Raw genomic sequence first — 23,019 nt, 5'->3', positions numbered from 1 at the left:
CGCCTTGCGGCATCAGAGGTTTGGCACTCAGTCACTCATCTCGTCACACAGCAGCGACCAATGGTGCTCAACGCCTTGCGGCATCAGAGGTTTGGCACTCCTTTGGATTTCTGGGATCTGACAAGATTACGATCGTGCTCAACGCCTTGCGGCATCAGAGGTTTGGCACATCCCCTCGCTGAAGCGGAGGGGTTTTAGCCTACCCAGTGCTCAACGCCTTGCGGCATCAGAGGTTTGGCACCCTGCTACATGCAGACCATCTAGGGCGTGTCATCAATTAAGCCAAATAAGGGCAGCCGCCATGTAAATTGCACTCAGAAACGTCTCGGCTAACTTGTCATAGCGTGTCGCAATCGCTCGATACTGCTTGAGTTTGGCAAAGAAGTTCTCAATCAGATGCCGCGCTTTGTATAGCTCCTTGTCGTAATCACGCGGTGTCTTGCGGTTTCGCTTGGGCGGAATCACAGCCGTCTTGCCCTGTTGTTGGAGTCGCTCAATCACCCGTTGGTCTGCGTCATATCCTTTGTCAGCCAGGACTGTATCAGCTTGAATATTCTCTAGCAGCACATCAGCCCCATCAAGGTCACAGGTCTGCCCGGGTGTGAGGTGAAAGCCTGTCGGATTGCCCAGTGCATCGACAGTCGCATGAATCTTGGTGCTCAATCCCCCTTTACTACGACCAATGGCTTGGGCATTGGCATCCCCCCTTTGCCCCAGCACTATGCTGATGAGCACGCACAATCGTGGTGTCGATCATGGCGTATTCGTTGTCTGCATCTTCAGACAGCACCTGAAACACCCGTTGCCATACGCCCGTCTTTGCCCAGCGCCGAAAGCGGGTGTGAACCTTGCGAAAATGACCAAACCGCTCTGGCAAGTCTCGCCAGGGAATGCCGGCTCGATATCGATATAGCACTGCCTCGACAAACAGACGATTATCCTTTGCTGTGACTCCTACCGCCCCCGCTCGTCCAGGGAGCAAATCTTGGAGCCGTTCCCATTGGTCATCGCGCAGGGCGTAGCGTCGGGTTGTCATAATCGTCAGATAGCTGAATCACTGCTGATTACAGCTTATCTAATTGATGACACTCCCTAGTGCTTCCTTGAGGTGCTCAACGCCTTGCGGCATCAGAGGTTTGGCACCGGGGACAGAGTGTTTTTTGATGGGGCCAGCAGCTACCCCAGCGGGTGCTCAACGCCTTGCGGCATCAGAGGTTTGGCACGGCACCGAGTTGTACCAATTGATTCAAGGCTTTGCGAAACGCCAGAAAGTGCTCAACGCCTTGCGGCATCAGAGGTTTGGCACCCTGCGCTTGACGAGGACATAGAGCGCAGTAGGCTCGTGCTCAACGCCTTGCGGCATCAGAGGTTTGGCACCAGGACGACGGCGCATGGTGCCTCAAGGTCTGGAGTGCTCAACGCCTTGCGGCATCAGAGGTTTGGCACATGTTATTGCCGATCCAGGTCGCTGGCTTGTCCTTGTGCTCAACGCCTTGCGGCATCAGAGGTTTGGCACGATGTGACTAAGCAGATTGTCCTCATTGCTCAATGTGCTCAACGCCTTGCGGCATCAGAGGTTTGGCACGCTAGACAAGTTTTTATGCTTGTGTGGGGACAGGAGGTGCTCAACGCCTTGCGGCATCAGAGGTTTGGCACCAGTTACAGGCTCTATATGATTACTTTCAAGAAGTCGTACTCAACGCCTTGCGGCATCAGAGGTTTGGCACATAATAGAGACGAGACCGATAATGCATACCAACTTGTGCTCAACGCCTTGCGGCATCAGAGGTTTGGCACTGCAGAAGCAATCAAAGAAGACTTCTTTTCCTTATGTGCTCAACGCCTTGCGGCATCAGAGGTTTGGCACTTGGCACGGTTTCGATAGCCGATTTCCAGGAGTTCCACGTGCTCAACGCCTTGCGGCATCAGAGGTTTGGCACGTACTGGTTTTGGCTAAGGTTTTTGCTTTAAAACAGAGTGCTCAACGCCTTGCGGCATCAGAGGTTTGGCACGGGTCAGCGTCGGGAGGATGTCACGGTTTCTTACTGTGCTCAACGCCTTGCGGCATCAGAGGTTTGGCACTGTCTCGATTGTCTGCGGCGGCACTCGACACCGAAGGTGCTCAACGCCTTGCGGCATCAGAGGTTTGGCACCCTGCGAAATTTGCCCCGCAACTGGCGGAGACCTAAAGTGCTCAACGCCTTGCGGCATCAGAGGTTTGGCACCGTTCACCCTGGGATAGGCAGAGAGGCTTCTTCTAGGGGTGCTCAACGCCTTGCGGCATCAGAGGTTTGGCACCCAGCCAGAAATCCACTATGTCAGGGTCGGTGCCGCGTGCTCAACGCCTTGCGGCATCAGAGGTTTGGCACATTTTGAATTACCGGAGGTCTAACTTCTCTTCGCTGTGCTCAACGCCTTGCGGCATCAGAGGTTTGGCACCTAGATCGCGATCAATTCCAGCATACACTCCACCATGTGCTCAACGCCTTGCGGCATCAGAGGTTTGGCACCGGCTATTTGGGATTCTCTATACGGTCTAGGTATGTTATGTGCTCAACGCCTTGCGGCATCAGAGGTTTGGCACCTCCGCTTCCGAGTCGTCGAACGCGATCAGAATGTCTCGTGCTCAACGCCTTGCGGCATCAGAGGTTTGGCACACCTTGGGAAAGACTACTGGGCAGCACTTCCCCACGAGTGCTCAACGCCTTGCGGCATCAGAGGTTTGGCACGTAGTGGGCGTAGTGGGCTGGATGGGCGATCGTGTGTGCTCAACGCCTTGCGGCATCAGAGGTTTGGCACTAGGTTCCAGCGAGCTACTCCGGTTCCGATCAGACGTGCTCAACGCCTTGCGGCATCAGAGGTTTGGCACCTGAACCTCGGAAGCCAGCACGTCTAGAATCACGTGTGCTCAACGCCTTGCGGCATCAGAGGTTTGGCACAATGGGATCATGAAGCGCCTCCCAGCAGATAAAATGGGTGCTCAACGCCTTGCGGCATCAGAGGTTTGGCACCCGCTGCAATGCCTCACACGGGTACTCCGAACACAGGTGCTCAACGCCTTGCGGCATCAGAGGTTTGGCACGGGTTTTGAACAATGGTGGGATTTTGGTAGACCAGGTGCTCAACGCCTTGCGGCATCAGAGGTTTGGCACGCTGAAAATGCTCATCAAGTTGCATTCCTGGCCCGGTGCTCAACGCCTTGCGGCATCAGAGGTTTGGCACCGTTATCGGTTGGTTCCAATCGCCAGAGAGGAAAGGTGCTCAACGCCTTGCGGCATCAGAGGTTTGGCACTTTGACGTGCCGACTCGTAATAGCGAAGATCGAGATGTGCTCAACGCCTTGCGGCATCAGAGGTTTGGCACACTCTGACGGATGGCGTTGGTACGCTCCCCGTTGGGGTGCTCAACGCCTTGCGGCATCAGAGGTTTGGCACCAAAAGGACAAGGAAATGCACCTACAGACGAGATCGAGTGCTCAACGCCTTGCGCGGCATCAGAGGTTTGGCACGTAGTCGGTGGCTTTCCGCAGTATGGAATATCTCTGTGCTCAACGCCTTGCGGCATCAGAGGTTTGGCACTCACTCGAATAACCCTCTCTTCCTGGATTTCGGGCTGTGCTCAACGCCTTGCGGCATCAGAGGTTTGGCACAACCGTTGCGGGCTTTGCTTTTGCCGGATTTGGCGGGTGCTCAACGCCTTGCGGCATCAGAGGTTTGGCACAATGGCGTAGAACTCCACAAAGCCACGTACTACGACGTGCTCAACGCCTTGCGGCATCAGAGGTTTGGCACCCATCAAAACGCCCGTCTGTCTCCGGCAGATTTGCGCCGGTGCTCAACGCCTTGCGGCATCAGAGGTTTGGCACGGCTGATCAAATCATCTAGTTGGCTGATGGTGTCGTGCTCAACGCCTTGCGGCATCAGAGGTTTGGCACGGTGAACCAAGGCATGACGTATTGCCAATCTGGAACAGTGCTCAACGCCTTGCGGCATCAGAGGTTTGGCACCTGGCTTTGTTTAGGAGTGCCAGTACCCGAAATGCGTGCTCAACGCCTTGCGGCATCAGAGGTTTGGCACATACGATCGTTCCAGTTGGCGGATCTGAAGGAATCGTGCTCAACGCCTTGCGGCATCAGAGGTTTGGCACTCGATAAACGTGATAGTAAAAATGAAGTTTCTATTGTGCTCAACGCCTTGCGGCATCAGAGGTTTGGCACAGTTTTTTTTGCTCTTTCAATCTTGTCTTTCTCGTTGTGCTCAACGCCTTGCGGCATCAGAGGTTTGGCACCATTCATCCGTTTCAGATAACGCTCATAACTTGCATGTGCTCAACGCCTTGCGGCATCAGAGGTTTGGCACGTCATGGTGCAGTCCATTGACACAACCAACAACTAGTGCTCAACGCCTTGCGGCATTAGAGGTTTGGCACAGCAATCCGTTTTTTTTAACGTTTCTGATCCGTTTCAGTGCTCAACGCCTTGCGGCATCAGAGGTTTGGCACGGTTCTCCTACGTCTGGCAGCAATATAGCTGAAAGTGCTCAACGCCTTGCGGCATCAGAGGTTTGGCACCTCGTCAGTGGCGATTGTCTCAGGAGTTTCAATCTCGTGCTCAACGCCTTGCGGCATCAGAGGTTTGGCACACTCCCAGAAATGGGCACTGCGATCGAAGGGACTACGTGCTCAACGCCTTGCGGCATCAGAGGTTTGGCACCGCATGGGATCTTCCTGCGTGCCACCACCACCCAGTGCTCAACGCCTTGCGGCATCAGAGGTTTGGCACGCCTTACTATCTTTGATCGAATCAAAAATGAATTCGTGCTCAACGCCTTGCGGCATCAGAGGTTTGGCACTGCTGGCGATGATACTGCTGATACTTCCCGGCTGTAGTGCTCAACGCCTTGCGGCATCAGAGGTTTGGCACACAGCCTGCATTTGCATTCAGGGTTGGTGGCTTGGGTGCTCAACGCCTTGCGGCATCAGAGGTTTGGCACGCCTGAGACGGGCGATTTCCTCGCTCAATATGTCCGGTGCTCAACGCCTTGCGGCATCAGAGGTTTGGCACACGTCGCTCCAGAGCGAGTCTGAGATCATTGAGTTCTGGTGCTCAACGCCTTGCGGCATCAGAGGTTTGGCACAGAGGCGATCGCCCCCGACGACCAAGTTTTCCAACGTGCTCAACGCCTTGCGGCATCAGAGGTTTGGCACGTTGTGTGGAAGATAGAGATGTTGCGGCTGCTCAGGTGTGCTCAACGCCTTGCGGCATCAGAGGTTTGGCACTAGTCGATGCTGAGGATGTATCCAGACTGAGAGAGGTGCTCAACGCCTTGCGGCATCAGAGGTTTGGCACATCATACTTGTGATTCAGACTATCGGGCAACCTCAGGTGCTCAACGCCTTGCGGCATCAGAGGTTTGGCACTTCCCCAACCAATTTACCTTTGCATATCCTATGGGGGTGCTCAACGCCTTTGCGCATCAGAGGTTTGGCACTTCCGGGCAGGTTGCCTCTTCGTAATAATGCCGATGTGCTCAACGCCTTGCGGCATCAGAGGTTTGGCACAGGGCGAAGATGCGTCCTGCGTGATGGAAGTTACAATGTGTGCTCAACGCCTTGCGGCATCAGAGGTTTGGCACGTATCGCAAGGCTGGCTACCGGGGAGATGCTAATTGTGCTCAACGCCTTGCGGCATCAGAGGTTTGGCACTTCTACCTTCAAAGCGATCGTGATAGAAGGTAGCGGGGTGCTCAACGCCTTGCGGCATCAGAGGTTTGGCACAAGATCGATTTAACAACATCACTGCCAACCTGTAGACGTGCTCAACGCCTTGCGGCATCAGAGGTTTGGCACAGTACTGTAAGTGGAATTTGCCCCAGAGTTAGCCATTTGTGCTCAACGCCTTGCGGCATCAGAGGTTTGGCACGATGCCATAATTTAGCTATTCACGGCGTTTCTTATGTGCTCAACGCCTTGCGGCATCAGAGGTTTGGCACTTGTCGCTGCTGCGTCGCCAAGCCCAACCCCTGAAGTGCTCAACGCCTTGCGGCATCAGAGGTTTGGCACCCCGTTAAGTCCACAAGAAAAACTGACCCAACTATGTGCTCAACGCCTTGCGGCATCAGAGGTTTGGCACGCTGCCAGGATTTTGCATTTTCTACTTCTACTCCGTGCTCAACGCCTTGCGGCATCAGAGGTTTGGCACTACTGGATATTACGGGCAAATATTTTCCTGATAGTAGTGCTCAACGCCTTGCGGCATCAGAGGTTTGGCACACGTAAACAATACAAAACCTTGGTATTTGAATGGATGTGCTCAACGCCTTGCGGCATCAGAGGTTTGGCACAATCCGTAGCTCGGAAACGCCGCCGTAATGAAATGTGCTCAACGCCTTGCGGCATCAGAGGTTTGGCACCCCCAAGTTGGGACGCAAAGCTAACAAAAGGGGAGAGTGCTCAACGCCTTGCGGCATCAGAGGTTTGGCACGTGCTGCCTGTGCAGGTGCAAGAGCGCAATTCCGGGTGCTCAACGCCTTGCGGCATCAGAGGTTTGGCACATGGAAAGCCCATCCAAAAAGTTTTGAAAACCCTGGTGCTCAACGCCTTGCGGCATCAGAGGTTTGGCACGGAGGATTAAACAATTGAGTAGTGACCCAAGTGTCGCGTGCTCAACGCCTTGCGGCATCAGAGGTTTGGCACAACGTACCTGGTAGGTTTCTGGATCGTCAAGGTAAAGTGCTCAACGCCTTGCGGCATCAGAGGTTTGGCACTTCCCACAGGTCGTCAAGCTGCAAATCTTTAATTGGTGCTCAACGCCTTGCGGCATCAGAGGTTTGGCACAGTTTGCATTTGCAGCTAGATCACGATCGATACCGGGTGCTCAACGCCTTGCGGCATCAGAGGTTTGGCACTACGTCTTGCCTACGCTGCTGTACTCCGTAAGATTTGTGCTCAACGCCTTGCGGCATCAGAGGTTTGGCACGCTTATCTGGATTAGGCATATCGCAGCTTCTCCGTGTGCTCAACGCCTTGCGGCATCAGAGGTTTGGCACAGATTGGAATCAGGTACGTTGAATGCCCAAGAAATTCAAGTGCTCAACGCCTTGCGGCATCAGAGGTTTGGCACAAGCGATACAATTGCGACCTGAATGGAAGCCAGAATGTGCTCAACGCCTTGCGGCATCAGAGGTTTGGCACGTTCCAGAACCCAGTCGTGATCGACTTGGTAGCGCAAGTGCTCAACGCCTTGCGGCATCAGAGGTTTGGCACACGGCCCCAATGCGCTCACGGCGCTCGATGTAATTGTGCTCAACGCCTTGCGGCATCAGAGGTTTGGCACACTATACTGGCAAGATTTCTTATACGGATTATCCCCAGTGCTCAACGCCTTGCGGCATCAGAGGTTTGGCACCACAACCCTCCACACTGGCTATCCCGATAGGTATAGTGCTCAACGCCTTGCGGCATCAGAGGTTTGGCACACTTGGGATCAACGATTGATTTATTAGGTACAGTCACGTGCTCAACGCCTTGCGGCATCAGAGGTTTGGCACTCGGTGGACTGAGGTGCTGCCTCATCCGTGCCCACCGGTGCTCAACGCCTTGCGGCATCAGAGGTTTGGCACCGGGTTTTGATGCTGATTGCCGCTTACACCAACGAGGTGCTCAACGCCTTGCGGCATCAGAGGTTTGGCACTGTTGTCGGCCCTGGTGATCGCCGGGCGCTCTTCGTGCTCAACGCCTTGCGGCATCAGAGGTTTGGCACAATCTCAGCGCCGATGGCGTGACCACAAGCTCTCGGTGCTCAACGCCTTGCGGCATCAGAGGTTTGGCACCACTCGATTTTAGCTTTCAGCACCAAGATCTCAGAGTGCTCAACGCCTTGCGGCATCAGAGGTTTGGCACCCTGGAACTAGCCACTTCTTCTCAAGCGCCAACCCCAAATGTGCTCAACGCCTTGCGGCATCAGAGGTTTGGCACGTGGTTCCGAATTCGCGTTTTGACGACCGTGCGGACTTGTGCTCAACGCCTTGCGGCATCAGAGGTTTGGCACCGTGGTGGCGGGCGCGGCCGTCACAGGCAGCGTGATGTGCTCAACGCCTTGCGGCATCAGAGGTTTGGCACCAGTTCGCTGATCCGGGCTTCGATCGCCCGTAGATGTGCTCAACGCCTTGCGGCATCAGAGGTTTGGCACTCACGTAGATTTTGCCACCAATCTGTTGAGCTAGCGTGCTCAACGCCTTGCGGCATCAGAGGTTTGGCACGGGATCTATGGCTGAGATCGCCCAACAGCAACCCAGTGCTCAACGCCTTGCGGCATCAGAGGTTTGGCACTTGTGCGACAACCGAACTGGCGAATGAACTGCTTCGGTGCTCAACGCCTTGCGGCATCAGAGGTTTGGCACGTATTCTGGCAGATCAAAACTCTTTCGGAGTTGATCAACGTGCTCAACGCCTTGCGGCATCAGAGGTTTGGCACTATCGTTCTAGATCGGTCAAAAAATTCTGGCTGATGTGCTCAACGCCTTGCGGCATCAGAGGTTTGGCACCAGCAAAATGTAAATATCCAGCATGATAAAATAAACGTGCTCAACGCCTTGCGGCATCAGAGGTTTGGCACGACTTATTGAATCCTCTTGTGCGTTGTCCCTATTACGTGCTCAACGCCTTGCGGCATCAGAGGTTTGGCACCCTCAAGGAAACGGTGCTGTATGAGTTGCAGCACCAGTGCTCAACGCCTTGCGGCATCAGAGGTTTGGCACTTGAATACTCGTACCCGGACACTCTTGGGGGGTAAAGTGCTCAACGCCTTGCGGCATCAGAGGTTTGGCACCGCCCACCTGATGGGTTTTCTGGAGTATCTCGTCAAGTGCTCAACGCCTTGCGGCATCAGAGGTTTGGCACCGCAGGCGTTGAAGACGTGTTCAGCGCCTACCAGCAGGTGCTCAACGCCTTGCGGCATCAGAGGTTTGGCACCACACACATACGGCTTCAACTGCTGGGGCACACACTGTGCTCAACGCCTTGCGGCATCAGAGGTTTGGCACTGACCTGTGGGCTATTAGTGCTGGCGGACTGGAGTGTGCTCAACGCCTTGCGGCATCAGAGGTTTGGCACCGCGGACATTCCTACGCTTCCTCCGAAAACCTTGTGTGCTCAACGCCTTGCGGCATCAGAGGTTTGGCACAATCTAAGTGATGATGTCGAGTACCCCCATATTGCGTGCTCAACGCCTTGCGGCATCAGAGGTTTGGCACGAACTGGTCTTGTTTCTCCTGGGGGCGAAGAGGAGTGCTCAACGCCTTGCGGCATCAGAGGTTTGGCACTTTCTTGGATGATTTCCTCAAACGTATCAGTCAGGTGCTCAACGCCTTGCGGCATCAGAGGTTTGGCACAGCATCAGCCACAGTAGTTAAGTCTGAGAAGCCACCTGTGCTCAACGCCTTGCGGCATCAGAGGTTTGGCACTGGTCGCTTCTTCTCTTGTGAGGACAGCTATACTTTGTGCTCAACGCCTTGCGGCATCAGAGGTTTGGCACCTTGTGATAATAATGCCTTTCTTGTATCCGCCTTGGATGTGCTCAACGCCTTGCGGCATCAGAGGTTTGGCACGATCGCTGACCGGTTCACCGCGCAAGGCTTGCTCAAGTGCTCAACGCCTTGCGGCATCAGAGGTTTGGCACCTCCAAACAATTGGAATTACCAGTACGAGTCTGGCAGCTTGTGCTCAACGCCTTGCGGCATCAGAGGTTTGGCACTGACACTTTTATTTTAGAACGTGTCACTCCTGAAAAGCGTGCTCAACGCCTTGCGGCATCAGAGGTTTGGCACTCATTGCGGTGTCCGCTTGCCATCGAGAATCTAGATTTCAGGTGCTCAACGCCTTGCGGCATCAGAGGTTTGGCACAGTGACCGCTGAAGAAGCCCAGCAGGTCGTTGAGGTGTGCTCAACGCCTTGCGGCATCAGAGGTTTGGCACGTCGATCGCCCTCCGAGATAGTACCCCTAGTCCATAGTGCTCAACGCCTTGCGGCATCAGAGGTTTGGCACTGGAGTCTCGGCCCAGTCCCGAAAGTGCCTGCGTGTGCTCAACGCCTTGCGGCATCAGAGGTTTGGCACTTGTATCAAGCCCTATGGGATGCCCTCTACGGTCTAGGGTGCTCAACGCCTTGCGGCATCAGAGGTTTGGCACTTCGCGTTCAAAGGAGCATGAGTAAGAAACCGTGAGTGCTCAACGCCTTGCGGCATCAGAGGTTTGGCACGCCCTGATCGTCGGTCGCCACGGCGTAACTGAATGGTGCTCAACGCCTTGCGGCATCAGAGGTTTGGCACTGGCGGGCGTTGCACCTCTGCTGGCGGTCGTGGCAGCGGGGTGCTCAACGCCTTGCGGCATCAGAGGTTTGGCACATTTCCCGGCTGTGGCCACCAAAGCAGACACTAAGGAGTGCTCAACGCCTTGCGGCATCAGAGGTTTGGCACGAGAAGCGATCGCAGTAATTGCGAATCACTGGCCGTGCTCAACGCCTTGCGGCATCAGAGGTTTGGCACCCATCCCATCAGGCTGGCAGGAGTGCCCGCAGGAAGTGCTCAACGCCTTGCGGCATCAGAGGTTTGGCACGTTCCTTAAACCAGTTTGGATATTTTCTCAATGCCTGTGCTCAACGCCTTGCGGCATCAGAGGTTTGGCACCAATTGAAGGGCGTTGACTTCTGGCAACGGTTTCAGTGCTCAACGCCTTGCGGCATCAGAGGTTTGGCACTTCAAAGCACATACCCGGCGGCAACACTCAAGCCCCGTGCTCAACGCCTTGCGGCATCAGAGGTTTGGCACTCAGAGCCAATACGCTCGGTCTTGCCCGAACCCATCGGCGGTGCTCAACGCCTTGCGGCATCAGAGGTTTGGCACAATCTCAATCACTGAATCAGCTATCCGTACACGCAGAGTGCTCAACGCCTTGCGGCATCAGAGGTTTGGCACCATCATAGAAAAACAGAGATTTGCCCATCGCCGAAGGTGCTCAACGCCTTGCGGCATCAGAGGTTTGGCACTCGACTGGCAGCGCGATCGCCTCCCCCGCCCAGAGAGGTGCTCAACGCCTTGCGGGCATCAGAGGGTTTGGCACGTGCTGCTGCGATTATTGCCAGGCGAAAATCACCAACGGTGCTCAACGCCTTGCGGCATCAGAGGTTTGGCACAGCCTTTCATCTGGTGGTGGAATCTTGATGTCAGCGCGTGCTCAACGCCTTGCGGCATCAGAGGTTTGGCACATTCGCGTTCTGTGCGCCCGCGAATTCCAGAACTCGTGCTCAACGCCTTGCGGCATCAGAGGTTTGGCACCTGCAACCTTGAGCAGCGGAAGATTGGTATTGCGCCGTGCTCAACGCCTTGCGGCATCAGAGGTTTGGCACCAGATTCAGGATTGTCTCTGGTAGAGGTTGAATCTGTGCTCAACGCCTTGCGGCATCAGAGGTTTGGCACTAGAGGACAAGTGCTTCTTAGGGCACAGTCCCAAGTGCTCAACGCCTTGCGGCATCAGAGGTTTGGCACGCGAGATTGCGTGTTCTAGTCCGGTATGAGCCATGTGCTCAACGCCTTGCGGCATCAGAGGTTTGGCACCTTTAAAGCCCATGCCTATCCGCAAGCCGCTAGTTATGTGCTCAACGCCTTGCGGCATCAGAGGTTTGGCACCGCGTGCGATAGAGTTTGTCTGGCAGCGTCAAGCATTGTGCTCAACGCCTTGCGGCATCAGAGGTTTGGCACAACTGATAAAATCTGGTTTCTCATCTCAGAAACTCGGTGCTCAACGCCTTGCGGCATCAGAGGTTTGGCACTTTTTGGTGATTGCGTTCGTGCAAAATGGCAGTAAAGTGCTCAACGCCTTGCGGCATCAGAGGTTTGGCACACCACCTGGGGCTTCGTGCGCGACGACGGAGTGCGGTGCTCAACGCCTTGCGGCATCAGAGGTTTGGCACGTATCCAGTATAGCTAATTCTGGCGGTTTCGGAGGGTGCTCAACGCCTTGCGGCATCAGAGGTTTGGCACGGCGGCTGCTCGATCTGCTATCAGTAAGGTAAAGAGGGTGCTCAACGCCTTTGCGGCATCAGAGGTTTGGCACCCCGACGGTTTCTTGAATAATCTCTTGCGACACCATGTGCTCAACGCCTTGCGGCATCAGAGGTTTGGCACCACCTGACCCCTATGGCACAAGTCACCTTTTCCTAGTGCTCAACGCCTTGCGGCATCAGAGGTTTGGCACATCGATCGGTTCAAGATCATGCTGAACGATTGCAAAAGTGCTCAACGCCTTGCGGCATCAGAGGTTTGGCACGTCCTTCCCGATATGTAGGCACGAAACGATACGTCGGTGCTCAACGCCTTGCGGCATCAGAGGTTTGGCACTATGTCGAAGTATGCCGCTTTGTTGACTGACGTTAAGTGCTCAACGCCTTGCGGCATCAGAGGTTTGGCACTAGCTACTCTGGTTCCATCTCCTGAAGCGGCTGTCGTGCTCAACGCCTTGCGGCATCAGAGGTTTGGCACAATCCTCGTTAAACGGCTGGGTAAGATACGTGGCCTGTGCTCAACGCCTTGCGGCATCAGAGGTTTGGCACCTTACTGTACTGATTCAGATTCCTCAGAAGTTATTATGTGCTCAACGCCTTGCGGCATCAGAGGTTTGGCACAACACGCCCCGCGCACGCCTGCGTGTCGCCTGCTCGTGCTCAACGCCTTGCGGCATCAGAGGTTTGGCACCTGGGTTTATACCGATCAACCCATTATCCCGAACGGCTGTGCTCAACGCCTTGCGGCATCAGAGGTTTGGCACTGATATCCGATCTGGGAAATGTGCTGGTCACTGCAAAGTGCTCAACGCCTTGCGGGCATCAGAGGTTTGGGCACCAATCCGCTGACCTCAAGCCAGCGGGCGTAAGCTGCTTGTGCTCAACGCCTTGCGGCATCAGAGGTTTGGCACCCGTCGCCTTGCAGACGTTCCAGTAGTAGGCAAGCTGTGCTCAACGCCTTGCGGCATCAGAGGTTTGGCACTTCAGTTCGCGGGCAAGAGACTTGAGGCTGCGGGGAGTGCTCAACGCCTTGCGGCATCAGAGGTTTTGGCACCAAGTTGCCAACAATTATCAGCATGATTTCTACTCGTGCTCAACGCCTTGCGGCATCAGAGGTTTGGCACGTAGTTACACCTCTGGCAACCGTATGTTCTCGGCGGGTGCTCAACGCCTTGCGGCATCAGAGGTTTGGCACAAAAGAGAAAGAATCCGAGCCAGAAGAGAATCGATTGTGCTCAACGCCTTGCGGCATCAGAGGTTTGGCACCCACAGTATCAAAACGATGTTGCAGAACTATGCGGGGCAAGTGCTCAACGCCTTGCGGCATCAGAGGTTTGGCACTCATTAAATATGCCCTCTAAAGTTGTCCATTACCAAGTGCTCAACGCCTTGCGGCATCAGAGGTTTGGCACACCATATTTACGGCGTACACCACCTTTTGCTGGAACGTGCTCAACGCCTTGCGGCATCAGAGGTTTGGCACAGTGTTGCCTAGAATCTCGATTTCACAACGGATACGTGCTCAACGCCTTGCGGCATCAGAGGTTTGGCACTCGCCTGGCTCAGCCGCCACGAAGCTCCCTACCTGATCTGGTGCTCAACGCCTTGCGGCATCAGAGGTTTGGCACCACAGCAGCTTTCTGACTTGCTTCTAGAATGCCAGTTAGTGCTCAACGCCTTGCGGCATCAGAGGTTTGGCACGTCTCCAAAAGGTTGCTGATAGAGCGGTTTCGCAGTGCTCAACGCCTTGCGGCATCAGAGGTTTGGCACCGTTGGCAATCGTATTAAATTTGGTCAAAGCAGCATGTGCTCAACGCCTTGCGGCATCAGAGGTTTGGCACATTAGATCAAATCAATCCCCTTCGGAGGTTCCTCTGTGCTCAACGCCTTGCGGCATCAGAGGTTTGGCACGGCAGTGATCCGGTGATGGGTGTCTTGGTTCTTTGGGAGGGTGCTCAACGCCTTGCGGCATCAGAGGTTTGGCACTCCAGCCCATCAGGGCTAAGGTTTCCAGATCTACTGTGCTCAACGCCTTGCGGCATCAGAGGTTTGGCACAGCGACATGGACAACGACACAGCAGACCGAGTGCATTCGTGCTCAACGCCTTGCGGCATCAGAGGTTTGGCACTGGCGATCGCCACCAACTTCCTGGGACTGCGAACGTGCTCAACGCCTTGCGGCATCAGAGGTTTGGCACTCCTACTGTTCTTGTATTGATAGAAAACCAGAAAGAGTGCTCAACGCCTTGCGGCATCAGAGGTTTGGCACAGGGTTTTTGTTATAATAGATTGTATACAGTGTTGTATAGTGCTCAACGCCTTGCGGCATCAGAGGTTTGGCACCATCCATGTCCTCTTGCCAGTCTTGGTTCGGGATTGTGCTCAACGCCTTGCGGCATCAGAGGTTTGGCACTGGTATGCGGCAAGCGGATACGACCCGTTTGATGAGTGCTCAACGCCTTGCGGCATCAGAGGTTTGGCACACTGGCAGGCAAATCTCGCGGGGTCGCCACCCTCAGTGCTCAACGCCTTGCGGCATCAGAGGTTTGGCACTTGTCGGTACTGCTGGGCGGTGTAGATCTTGACGATGTGCTCAACGCCTTGCGGCATCAGAGGTTTGGCACAACTGTCCATGATGCTTCAGGTTGCCATCGCCGTCCAGTGCTCAACGCCTTGCGGCATCAGAGGTTTGGCACTACCCTGGGCCAGTGCTGGTGAGCAACGCCGCAACCGTGCTCAACGCCTTGCGGCATCAGAGGTTTGGCACCTGGGCTTGCCGTTAACTTCATAGGTGGCCAGTCGTGCTCAACGCCTTGCGGCATCAGAGGTTTGGCACGTACCCAAAGCTGTACCAGTTCCCATCCCAGAGTCCGTGCTCAACGCCTTGCGGCATCAGAGGTTTGGCACTAATAGAACTAATAGAACTAAAAAATAGGTAAATTATTGTGCTCAACGCCTTGCGGCATCAGAGGTTTGGCACTTCACTTGCACGAACTGAAATTCACGCTAAGGAATGTGCTCAACGCCTTGCGGCATCAGAGGTTTGGCACTCTGCACCTCTACGCTGGGTGCGCTGATCTCAGAGTGCTCAACGCCTTGCGGCATCAGAGGTTTGGCACCCGAGGGAACTCCGCGCCCCTGCTCATTACCGCCCGAAGGTGCTCAACGCCTTGCGGCATCAGAGGTTTGGCACCAGCAGCGGCTCCAAGCGGGATTTTTCGCGCTCCAGTGCTCAACGCCTTGCGGCATCAGAGGTTTGGCACCGCCCGTTGCGGACGTGATAATGCAGGTCAAGGGCGTGCTCAACGCCTTGCGGCATCAGAGGTTTGGCACCTCGCCTTCTACTTTCTCGCTGACTCGATAACCACGTGCTCAACGCCTTGCGGCATCAGAGGTTTGGCACATTGATGTCTGCGTGTGCCGTGTAGCCGCAAGAGCCAGTGCTCAACGCCTTGCGGCATCAGAGGTTTGGCACGGCCGTCACCAGCACGACTGTCACAATCTCGGTGGCGGTGCTCAACGCCTTGCGGCATCAGAGGTTTGGCACGTTCGTCGAACTGTTCGCGGACGTTCGGCGGCAGTTGTGCTCAACGCCTTGCGGCATCAGAGGTTTGGCACGTTAACAATTACAATCTCAGTCTCAAACTCCTCACAGTGCTCAACGCCTTGCGGCATCAGAGGTTTGGCACACACTGACGGAACACTCATAAACTTCCATCACTGTTCGTGCTCAACGCCTTGCGGCATCAGAGGTTTGGCACGCCCTCAGTGTCTCGATTGTCTGCGGCGGCACTCGAGTGCTCAACGCCTTGCGGCATCAGAGGTTTGGCACTTCCGGCCTCTCCACGCCAGCCGCCACGCGACCAAGTGCTCAACGCCTTGCGGCATCAGAGGTTTGGCACTAAACTAATGCCAATATTGTTCGAGGGGTCACTTCGTGTGCTCAACGCCTTGCGGCATCAGAGGTTTGGCACCGCCCCAGCGGGTGGCTCATGCCTGGTGCAGGTTGCGTGCTCAACGCCTTGCGGCATCAGAGGTTTGGCACAAAGCGGAGACTGCCAATAGTCTTTCGGCTAATCGTGTGCTCAACGCCTTGCGGCATCAGAGGTTTGGCACTCGCACAAACCGTCTGGGCAAACATTTCTGCTTTGACCGGTGCTCAACGCCTTGCGGCATCAGAGGTTTGGCACAGACTGCAATCTAAAGGCACGAAATCTGCCAAACGAGTGCTCAACGCCTTGCGGCATCAGAGGTTTGGCACGCGGCATATTTGCGATGCGGTGCAGCCGACCTACCGCGAGTGCTCAACGCCTTGCGGCATCAGAGGTTTGGCACCTGGCGCTGGGGCTGGGTTCTGACGGGGCGATTGAGTTGTGCTCAACGCCTTGCGGCATCAGAGGTTTGGCACATCATAGGCAAGCTTGGAAGTATAGGCAGCGTTCAGTGCTCAACGCCTTGCGGCATCAGAGGTTTGGCACCGTTGAGGTCACCATTACCTTTAATGCCCAAGAGCCGAAGTGCTCAACGCCTTGCGGCATCAGAGGTTTGGCACGGCAAGCATTCAAACACAGACTCAGGTTAGCGTGTTGTGCTCAACGCCTTGCGGCATCAGAGGTTTGGCACGATTCAGAATAACGTGCATGTGCCCTCGATTGTCCCAGTGCTCAACGCCTTGCGGCATCAGAGGTTTGGCACGCCCCTCAGTGGGTAATGCTCAAGCAGCAAGCTTTGAGTGCTCAACGCCTTGCGGCATCAGAGGTTTGGCACGGGGGGACAGTGGGGGAACGAGATAGCGCATAGGCGTGCTCAACGCCTTGCGGCATCAGAGGTTTGGCACGTGCGAAATCTCGACGGGTGCATCCGGATAGGTGGAGTGCTCAACGCCTTGCGGCATCAGAGGTTTGGCACGCTTTGTGCCTACTGCCAACAGAACACACCAAAGAGTGCTCAACGCCTTGCGGCATCAGAGGTTTGGCACCGCCTACAGGAACAATCGTATTCGATACTGAGACTGTGCTCAACGCCTTGCGGCATCAGAGGTTTGGCACCGCCAGCCGCTACGCGGCCGACGTGAACCCCCACGAAGTGCTCAACGCCTTGCGGCATCAGAGGTTTGGCACCCTCCCATTGGGGATATAGGCAACGTGAGCTACACCGTGCTCAACGCCTTGCGGCATCAGAGGTTTGGCACCTCTTTTTTAGTGACACATTTCCCCAGAGTAGTGAGTGCTCAACGCCTTGCGGCATCAGAGGTTTGGCACCAGGCAGAGAGAAGCGGTTCATGAAGGATGTAAATGTGCTCAACGCCTTGCGGCATCAGAGGTTTGGCACTTCAGGCGCTCAGCGGCTTTATCCACCGCCGGGTAGTGCTCAACGCCTTGCGGCATCAGAGGTTTGGCACTGTTGGAAAAGACACGCAAGTTCCTTCCACACAGGGTGCTCAACGCCTTGCGGCATCAGAGGTTTGGCACACCTGGAGGCTGAGGGGCTGAATCCGCGATGGCAACGTGCTCAACGCCTTGCGGCATCAGAGGTTTGGCACCCCTTTCTTCGGCAATCTCAGCGTCAAGCCTGGAGTGCTCAACGCCTTGCGGCATCAGAGGTTTGGCACACGCGAGAGCGTAGCAATTAGAAACAGGACTTGCTGTGCTCAACGCCTTGCGGCATCAGAGGTTTGGCACCATCGTGTTGTCATAATTTCCTCCGGGAAACCGCATGTGCTCAACGCCTTGCGGCATCAGAGGTTTGGCACCATGACTTGGATGATGCTGACTACTTACTTGGGGGGTGCTCAACGCCTTGCGGCATCAGAGGTTTGGCACTCGTGAGCTAAACGTGTTGGATTTTATGGAATTCCAGTGCTCAACGCCTTGCGGCATCAGAGGTTTGGCACATCCGGTGGATGGCGTGCGGGTAGCGCGAATTTATCGGTGCTCAACGCCTTGCGGCATCAGAGGTTTGGCACATCAAGCGATTGTAGACCCAGCGCATAGGCAAGCGGTGCTCAACGCCTTGCGGCATCAGAGGTTTGGCACGTCCTCAAGGCGAGGATCACTCCCTCGCGGAAGGGGAGTGTGCTCAACGCCTTGCGGCATCAGAGGTTTGGCACTTTGAGCGCTTCAGTCCGCCACTGACTTTTGACTGCGTGCTCAACGCCTTGCGGCATCAGAGGTTTGGCACTCCAACGCTTTACAAAGGGCAATGCTACAAGCTGGTGCTCAACGCCTTGCGGCATCAGAGGTTTGGCACTCGCATAATCTCTTTGCCATTTTTGCTGATACTCGAGGTGCTCAACGCCTTGCGGCATCAGAGGTTTGGCACACCTGCTCCGCCGTATCAGCCTTGATTTCGATGCCGTGCTCAACGCCTTGCGGCATCAGAGGTTTGGCACCGTGTCCGTAGTTAGATAAACGTACATGCCATCAGGTGCTCAACGCCTTGCGGCATCAGAGGTTTGGCACACGGATCAAACCACTCCCCAATCCAGCACCAATCTGAAAGTGCTCAACGCCTTGCGGCATCAGAGGTTTGGCACTGACTGAATCAATGAAATGCTCAGCCTCAGCATCGTGTGCTCAACGCCTTGCGGCATCAGAGGTTTGGCACCGGATCAATGCTGGCTAACTGGTAAGGGTCGCCCAGTGCTCAACGCCTTGCGGCATCAGAGGTTTGGCACCATGATTTCCAACAGCTTTTTGATGCCCCTTCCCAGGTGCTCAACGCCTTGCGGCATCAGAGGTTTGGCACTTGATGGCTTTTAGGTCAATCTCTGGAGTCGCTAGTGCTCAACGCCTTGCGGCATCAGAGGTTTGGCACGCCATCTCGTTAGTTACTGTTCTAGCGATTAATTCAGTGCTCAACGCCTTGCGGCATCAGAGGTTTGGCACCGAGGAAACCTCGTCTGCGGTTCCCGCGAACTCAAGTGCTCAACGCCTTGCGGCATCAGAGGTTTGGCACGTAAAGGTTAAGATAATGCCACATTCAAGACAGATGTGCTCAACGCCTTGCGGCATCAGAGGTTTGGCACCATTACCAAAAAAACGCCGCTCCAGCTTCAGTCCGGTGCTCAACGCCTTGCGGCATCAGAGGTTTGGCACCCCTACTTTTTCAATAGGCAAGTAGGAGCTATCTGCGTGCTCAACGCCTTGCGGCATCAGAGGTTTGGCACAGATTCAAGCAAAGGATACGAGAAATTCATGTCATCGTGCTCAACGCCTTGCGGCATCAGAGGTTTGGCACCCGGGGCGTGTTCTTCCTGGGCGTGACAGTGGCGATGTGCTCAACGCCTTGCGGCATCAGAGGTTTGGCACACCCAGCGGTGCAGCCCAATAAGCGGGCGACACGGTGCTCAACGCCTTGCGGCATCAGAGGTTTGGCACGTGCCAAGATTGATGGAACTATTCTTCCTGGTTCTTTATGTGCTCAACGCCTTGCGGCATCAGAGGTTTGGCACTTTTTGCCGTCTCGATAGCCACTACCTTTCCTCCAAGTGCTCAACGCCTTGCGGCATCAGAGGTTTGGCACGCTTTCTTCACAGGAGTGATCATAGCGATCGCTCTGTGCTCAACGCCTTGCGGCATCAGAGGTTTGGCACCTGTAACAATCAATTGAATCTTCAACGGGTAATCTTTGTGCTCAACGCCTTGCGGCATCAGAGGTTTGGCACGAGGTGGAACCATGTCCAGTCCCACTAATAGTATAGTGCTCAACGCCTTGCGGCATCAGAGGTTTGGCACGTATTCCTGCTTGTACGGGATTTCTAAGCTGGGCTTGTGCTCAACGCCTTGCGGCATCAGAGGTTTGGCACTTCGCTTAGGTTAAAACCCTTGAAGAAGTTCTTGGAGTGCTCAACGCCTTGCGGCATCAGAGGTTTGGCACACGAGGCGATCGCCCTTCTATCTGCCGAGGTGAATGTGCTCAACGCCTTGCGGCATCAGAGGTTTGGCACGGCTTTTGCCACAAACTAAATGTGCCACATTTAATCGGGTGCTCAACGCCTTGCGGCATCAGAGGTTTGGCACTCAGCCCTACTGATCGGTTTCCCTTTATCTTGTTCGTGCTCAACGCCTTGCGGCATCAGAGGTTTGGCACTGCAGACTCCAACTATTGATAGCAAGGAGTCCGTAGTGCTCAACGCCTTGCGGCATCAGAGGTTTGGCACAGACCAAGAGATACAATACGCGCCATTAACTCGCCATGTGCTCAACGCCTTGCGGCATCAGAGGTTTGGCACCACATATCGAGTTAAATCCTGACTCGTTAGTGATTGCCATGTGCTCAACGCCTTGCGGCATCAGAGGTTTGGCACAATTAGTCTTTTGGTGTGATACCGTGAGTCAGCCTATGTGCTCAACGCCTTGCGGCATCAGAGGTTTGGCACGGGATGGATTTGGCGAGAAACCTAAATCCGGCTACTAGTGCTCAACGCCTTGCGGCATCAGAGGTTTGGCACCGGCAACACTGGCAACTCCACCGGCCCGCACCTGAGTGCTCAACGCCTTGCGGCATCAGAGGTTTGGCACGGCTTAGATCAACCAATGTTTTCTGAAAAACGCTTTAGTGCTCAACGCCTTGCGGCATCAGAGGTTTGGCACCTTCTAGGGCAGCCAACCGTTCTGCCCTGACTTGATGTGCTCAACGCCTTGCGGCATCAGAGGTTTGGCACGTCCTCATTGCTCAATCATTGCGGTGTCCGCTTGCGTGCTCAACGCCTTGCGGCATCAGAGGTTTGGCACCAGAAGAAATCAGCTAGTCAGCCTTTTGGATTGATGTGCTCAACGCCTTGCGGCATCAGAGGTTTGGCACGGGTTTTGATTTGATGTTGCCCGCATAGTTTTGCAAGTGCTCAACGCCTTGCGGCATCAGAGGTTTGGCACGCGTCCCTGTCACGGGGGTACTGTTTCGCGTAGATGTGCTCAACGCCTTGCGGCATCAGAGGTTTGGCACATCATTTAATCGGCTTTCAATTTTTGATTGTAAAGTGTGCTCAACGCCTTGCGGCATCAGAGGTTTGGCACTCTTTGTATACCACCGAAGCCTGTCCCGATGTCATGCGTGCTCAACGCCTTGCGGCATCAGAGGTTTGGCACAAGGTTTTTGTTTTTGCCATTTATCAACATGGCGATACGTGCTCAACGCCTTGCGGCATCAGAGGTTTGGCACAACTAGCATCAGCTACTCAGATGATTAATTGGGTGGTGCTCAACGCCTTGCGGCATCAGAGGTTTGGCACCCACCAAAAGCGCGTGAGCGGGTCGTCGTCCAGCGGTGCTCAACGCCTTGCGGCATCAGAGGTTTGGCACGAATCTTGCTGTGCAGCCGCCCCAGTCTTTGGGCATTCGTGCTCAACGCCTTGCGGCATCAGAGGTTTGGCACAAAAAGTAGTTGTTGTGCCTATAGCCCTCGCCTTCGTGTGCTCAACGCCTTGCGGCATCAGAGGTTTGGCACAGCCACTATCTTAGCTAAGGAATTGTATAAGGCGGTGCTCAACGCCTTGCGGCATCAGAGGTTTGGCACACTCTGAAACGGGATGATTTTGGTTGCCACAGGATGTGCTCAACGCCTTGCGGCATCAGAGGTTTGGCACCTCTGCTTCAAGCTCAGGTGTGGTTTCGCCCAGAATGTGCTCAACGCCTTGCGGCATCAGAGGTTTGGCACATACCCCAAATTTGACGGATATTTTCAGCCACATCCTGTGCTCAACGCCTTGCGGCATCAGAGGTTTGGCACGCTGTGTCGTGTTGGATATCCGATCTGACTTCCCCGGTGCTCAACGCCTTGCGGCATCAGAGGTTTGGCACTGCCGTCGGCGATCAGCGCCACGCAATCGTACTGGTGCTCAACGCCTTGCGGCATCAGAGGTTTGGCACCCTGTTGATTTCCTGCACCGCTTCCACCTGATTCAGGGTGCTCAACGCCTTGCGGCATCAGAGGTTTGGCACTCGTTCCCTGTAGATCTAGCGCGGGCTGCAACATCCCGAGTGCTCAACGCCTTGCGGCATCAGAGGTTTGGCACAAACCGGATCGCCCGCTCCAGAGTATTTTCTGGCTGCGTGCTCAACGCCTTGCGGCATCAGAGGTTTGGCACCAAGTAAGATGCCATCACTTGCCGCCATCCTCAGGTGCTCAACGCCTTGCGGCATCAGAGGTTTGGCACAAAATTCCTTGCGTTTGACTAACATGAATCAATTGGTGCTCAACGCCTTGCGGCATCAGAGGTTTGGCACTGCATCGCAGAAATCTTCTTCAGAGTAGCATTCCTGTGCTCAACGCCTTGCGGCATCAGAGGTTTGGCACGCCGACAGTATCACGCATTACCGGAGCGGGACGCTGTGCTCAACGCCTTGCGGCATCAGAGGTTTGGCACGTCCCAGTTCCCGTGGCGGCCCGCTGCCGCTGATGTGCTCAACGCCTTGCGGCATCAGAGGTTTGGCACGATCATGTCCAGATTGCTGTTGGCGGGCAAGTTGAGGTGCTCAACGCCTTGCGGCATCAGAGGTTTGGCACGGCAGTCCGGGCAAACGATACCTCAACCTACCTGTAGTGCTCAACGCCTTGCGGCATCAGAGGTTTGGCACATCGCCCGAATGCGCTCATCAACCCGCACGAGATCGTGCTCAACGCCTTGCGGCATCAGAGGTTTGGCACATATGCTGCCAAGGCGATCGCCCCCAACAGCATCCCGTGCTCAACGCCTTGCGGCATCAGAGGTTTGGCACTCCGTCATCCATGAAGCCGATCTGCAAAAGCGGCCGTGCTCAACGCCTTGCGGCATCAGAGGTTTGGCACGCGCTGGGGCTGGCGGCTGGGATTGACATAGCGCGAGTGCTCAACGCCTTGCGGCATCAGAGGTTTGGCACCTGTCGGGGGTGATTTTTTTTTTGTTACAATGAAGATAGTGCTCAACGCCTTGCGGCATCAGAGGTTTGGCACGGATCTAGCCCCTTCGGACTGGAAACTCTGTTC

1 protein-coding gene and 6 CRISPR repeat arrays (2 of these 7 running past the window's edge) are annotated in these 23,019 nt (G+C 55.1%); the gene reads right to left on the bottom strand.

Annotated elements, in window-relative coordinates:
* A CRISPR array of direct repeats spans positions 1–241; the repeat unit is 35 nt; unit sequence GTGCTCAACGCCTTGCGGCATCAGAGGTTTGGCAC (it extends 798 nt beyond the left edge of the window).
* 32 nt (positions 242–273) lie between these two features.
* Positions 274–1,036 (bottom strand): IS5 family transposase gene (locus O77CONTIG1_RS23500; protein ID WP_410503480.1). Its coding sequence is split into 2 segments (ribosomal slippage): positions 274–690 and positions 692–1,036, totalling 762 coding nucleotides; the frame shifts between segments, so codons are not numbered across the junction.
* 71 nt (positions 1,037–1,107) lie between these two features.
* Positions 1,108–3,434: direct repeats of the CRISPR family, unit length 35 nt; unit sequence GTGCTCAACGCCTTGCGGCATCAGAGGTTTGGCAC.
* A 108-nt stretch (positions 3,435–3,542) separates the two neighbouring features.
* Positions 3,543–11,040: a CRISPR direct-repeat array (repeat unit 35 nt; unit sequence GTGCTCAACGCCTTGCGGCATCAGAGGTTTGGCAC).
* A 111-nt stretch (positions 11,041–11,151) separates the two neighbouring features.
* Positions 11,152–12,034: a CRISPR direct-repeat array (repeat unit 35 nt; unit sequence GTGCTCAACGCCTTGCGGCATCAGAGGTTTGGCAC).
* Between the two features lie 108 nt (positions 12,035–12,142).
* A CRISPR array of direct repeats spans positions 12,143–12,818; the repeat unit is 35 nt; unit sequence GTGCTCAACGCCTTGCGGCATCAGAGGTTTGGCAC.
* A gap of 111 nt (positions 12,819–12,929) precedes the next feature.
* A CRISPR array of direct repeats spans positions 12,930–23,019; the repeat unit is 35 nt; unit sequence GTGCTCAACGCCTTGCGGCATCAGAGGTTTGGCAC; it runs 6,520 nt beyond the window's last position.

The sequence above is a fragment of the Leptolyngbya sp. O-77 genome, assembly GCF_001548395.1.
GTDB lineage: Bacteria > Cyanobacteriota > Cyanobacteriia > Elainellales > Elainellaceae > Thermoleptolyngbya.
The sequence above is the reverse complement of the archived record's forward strand: the minus strand, read 5'-3'. Positions and strand labels throughout refer to the sequence as shown.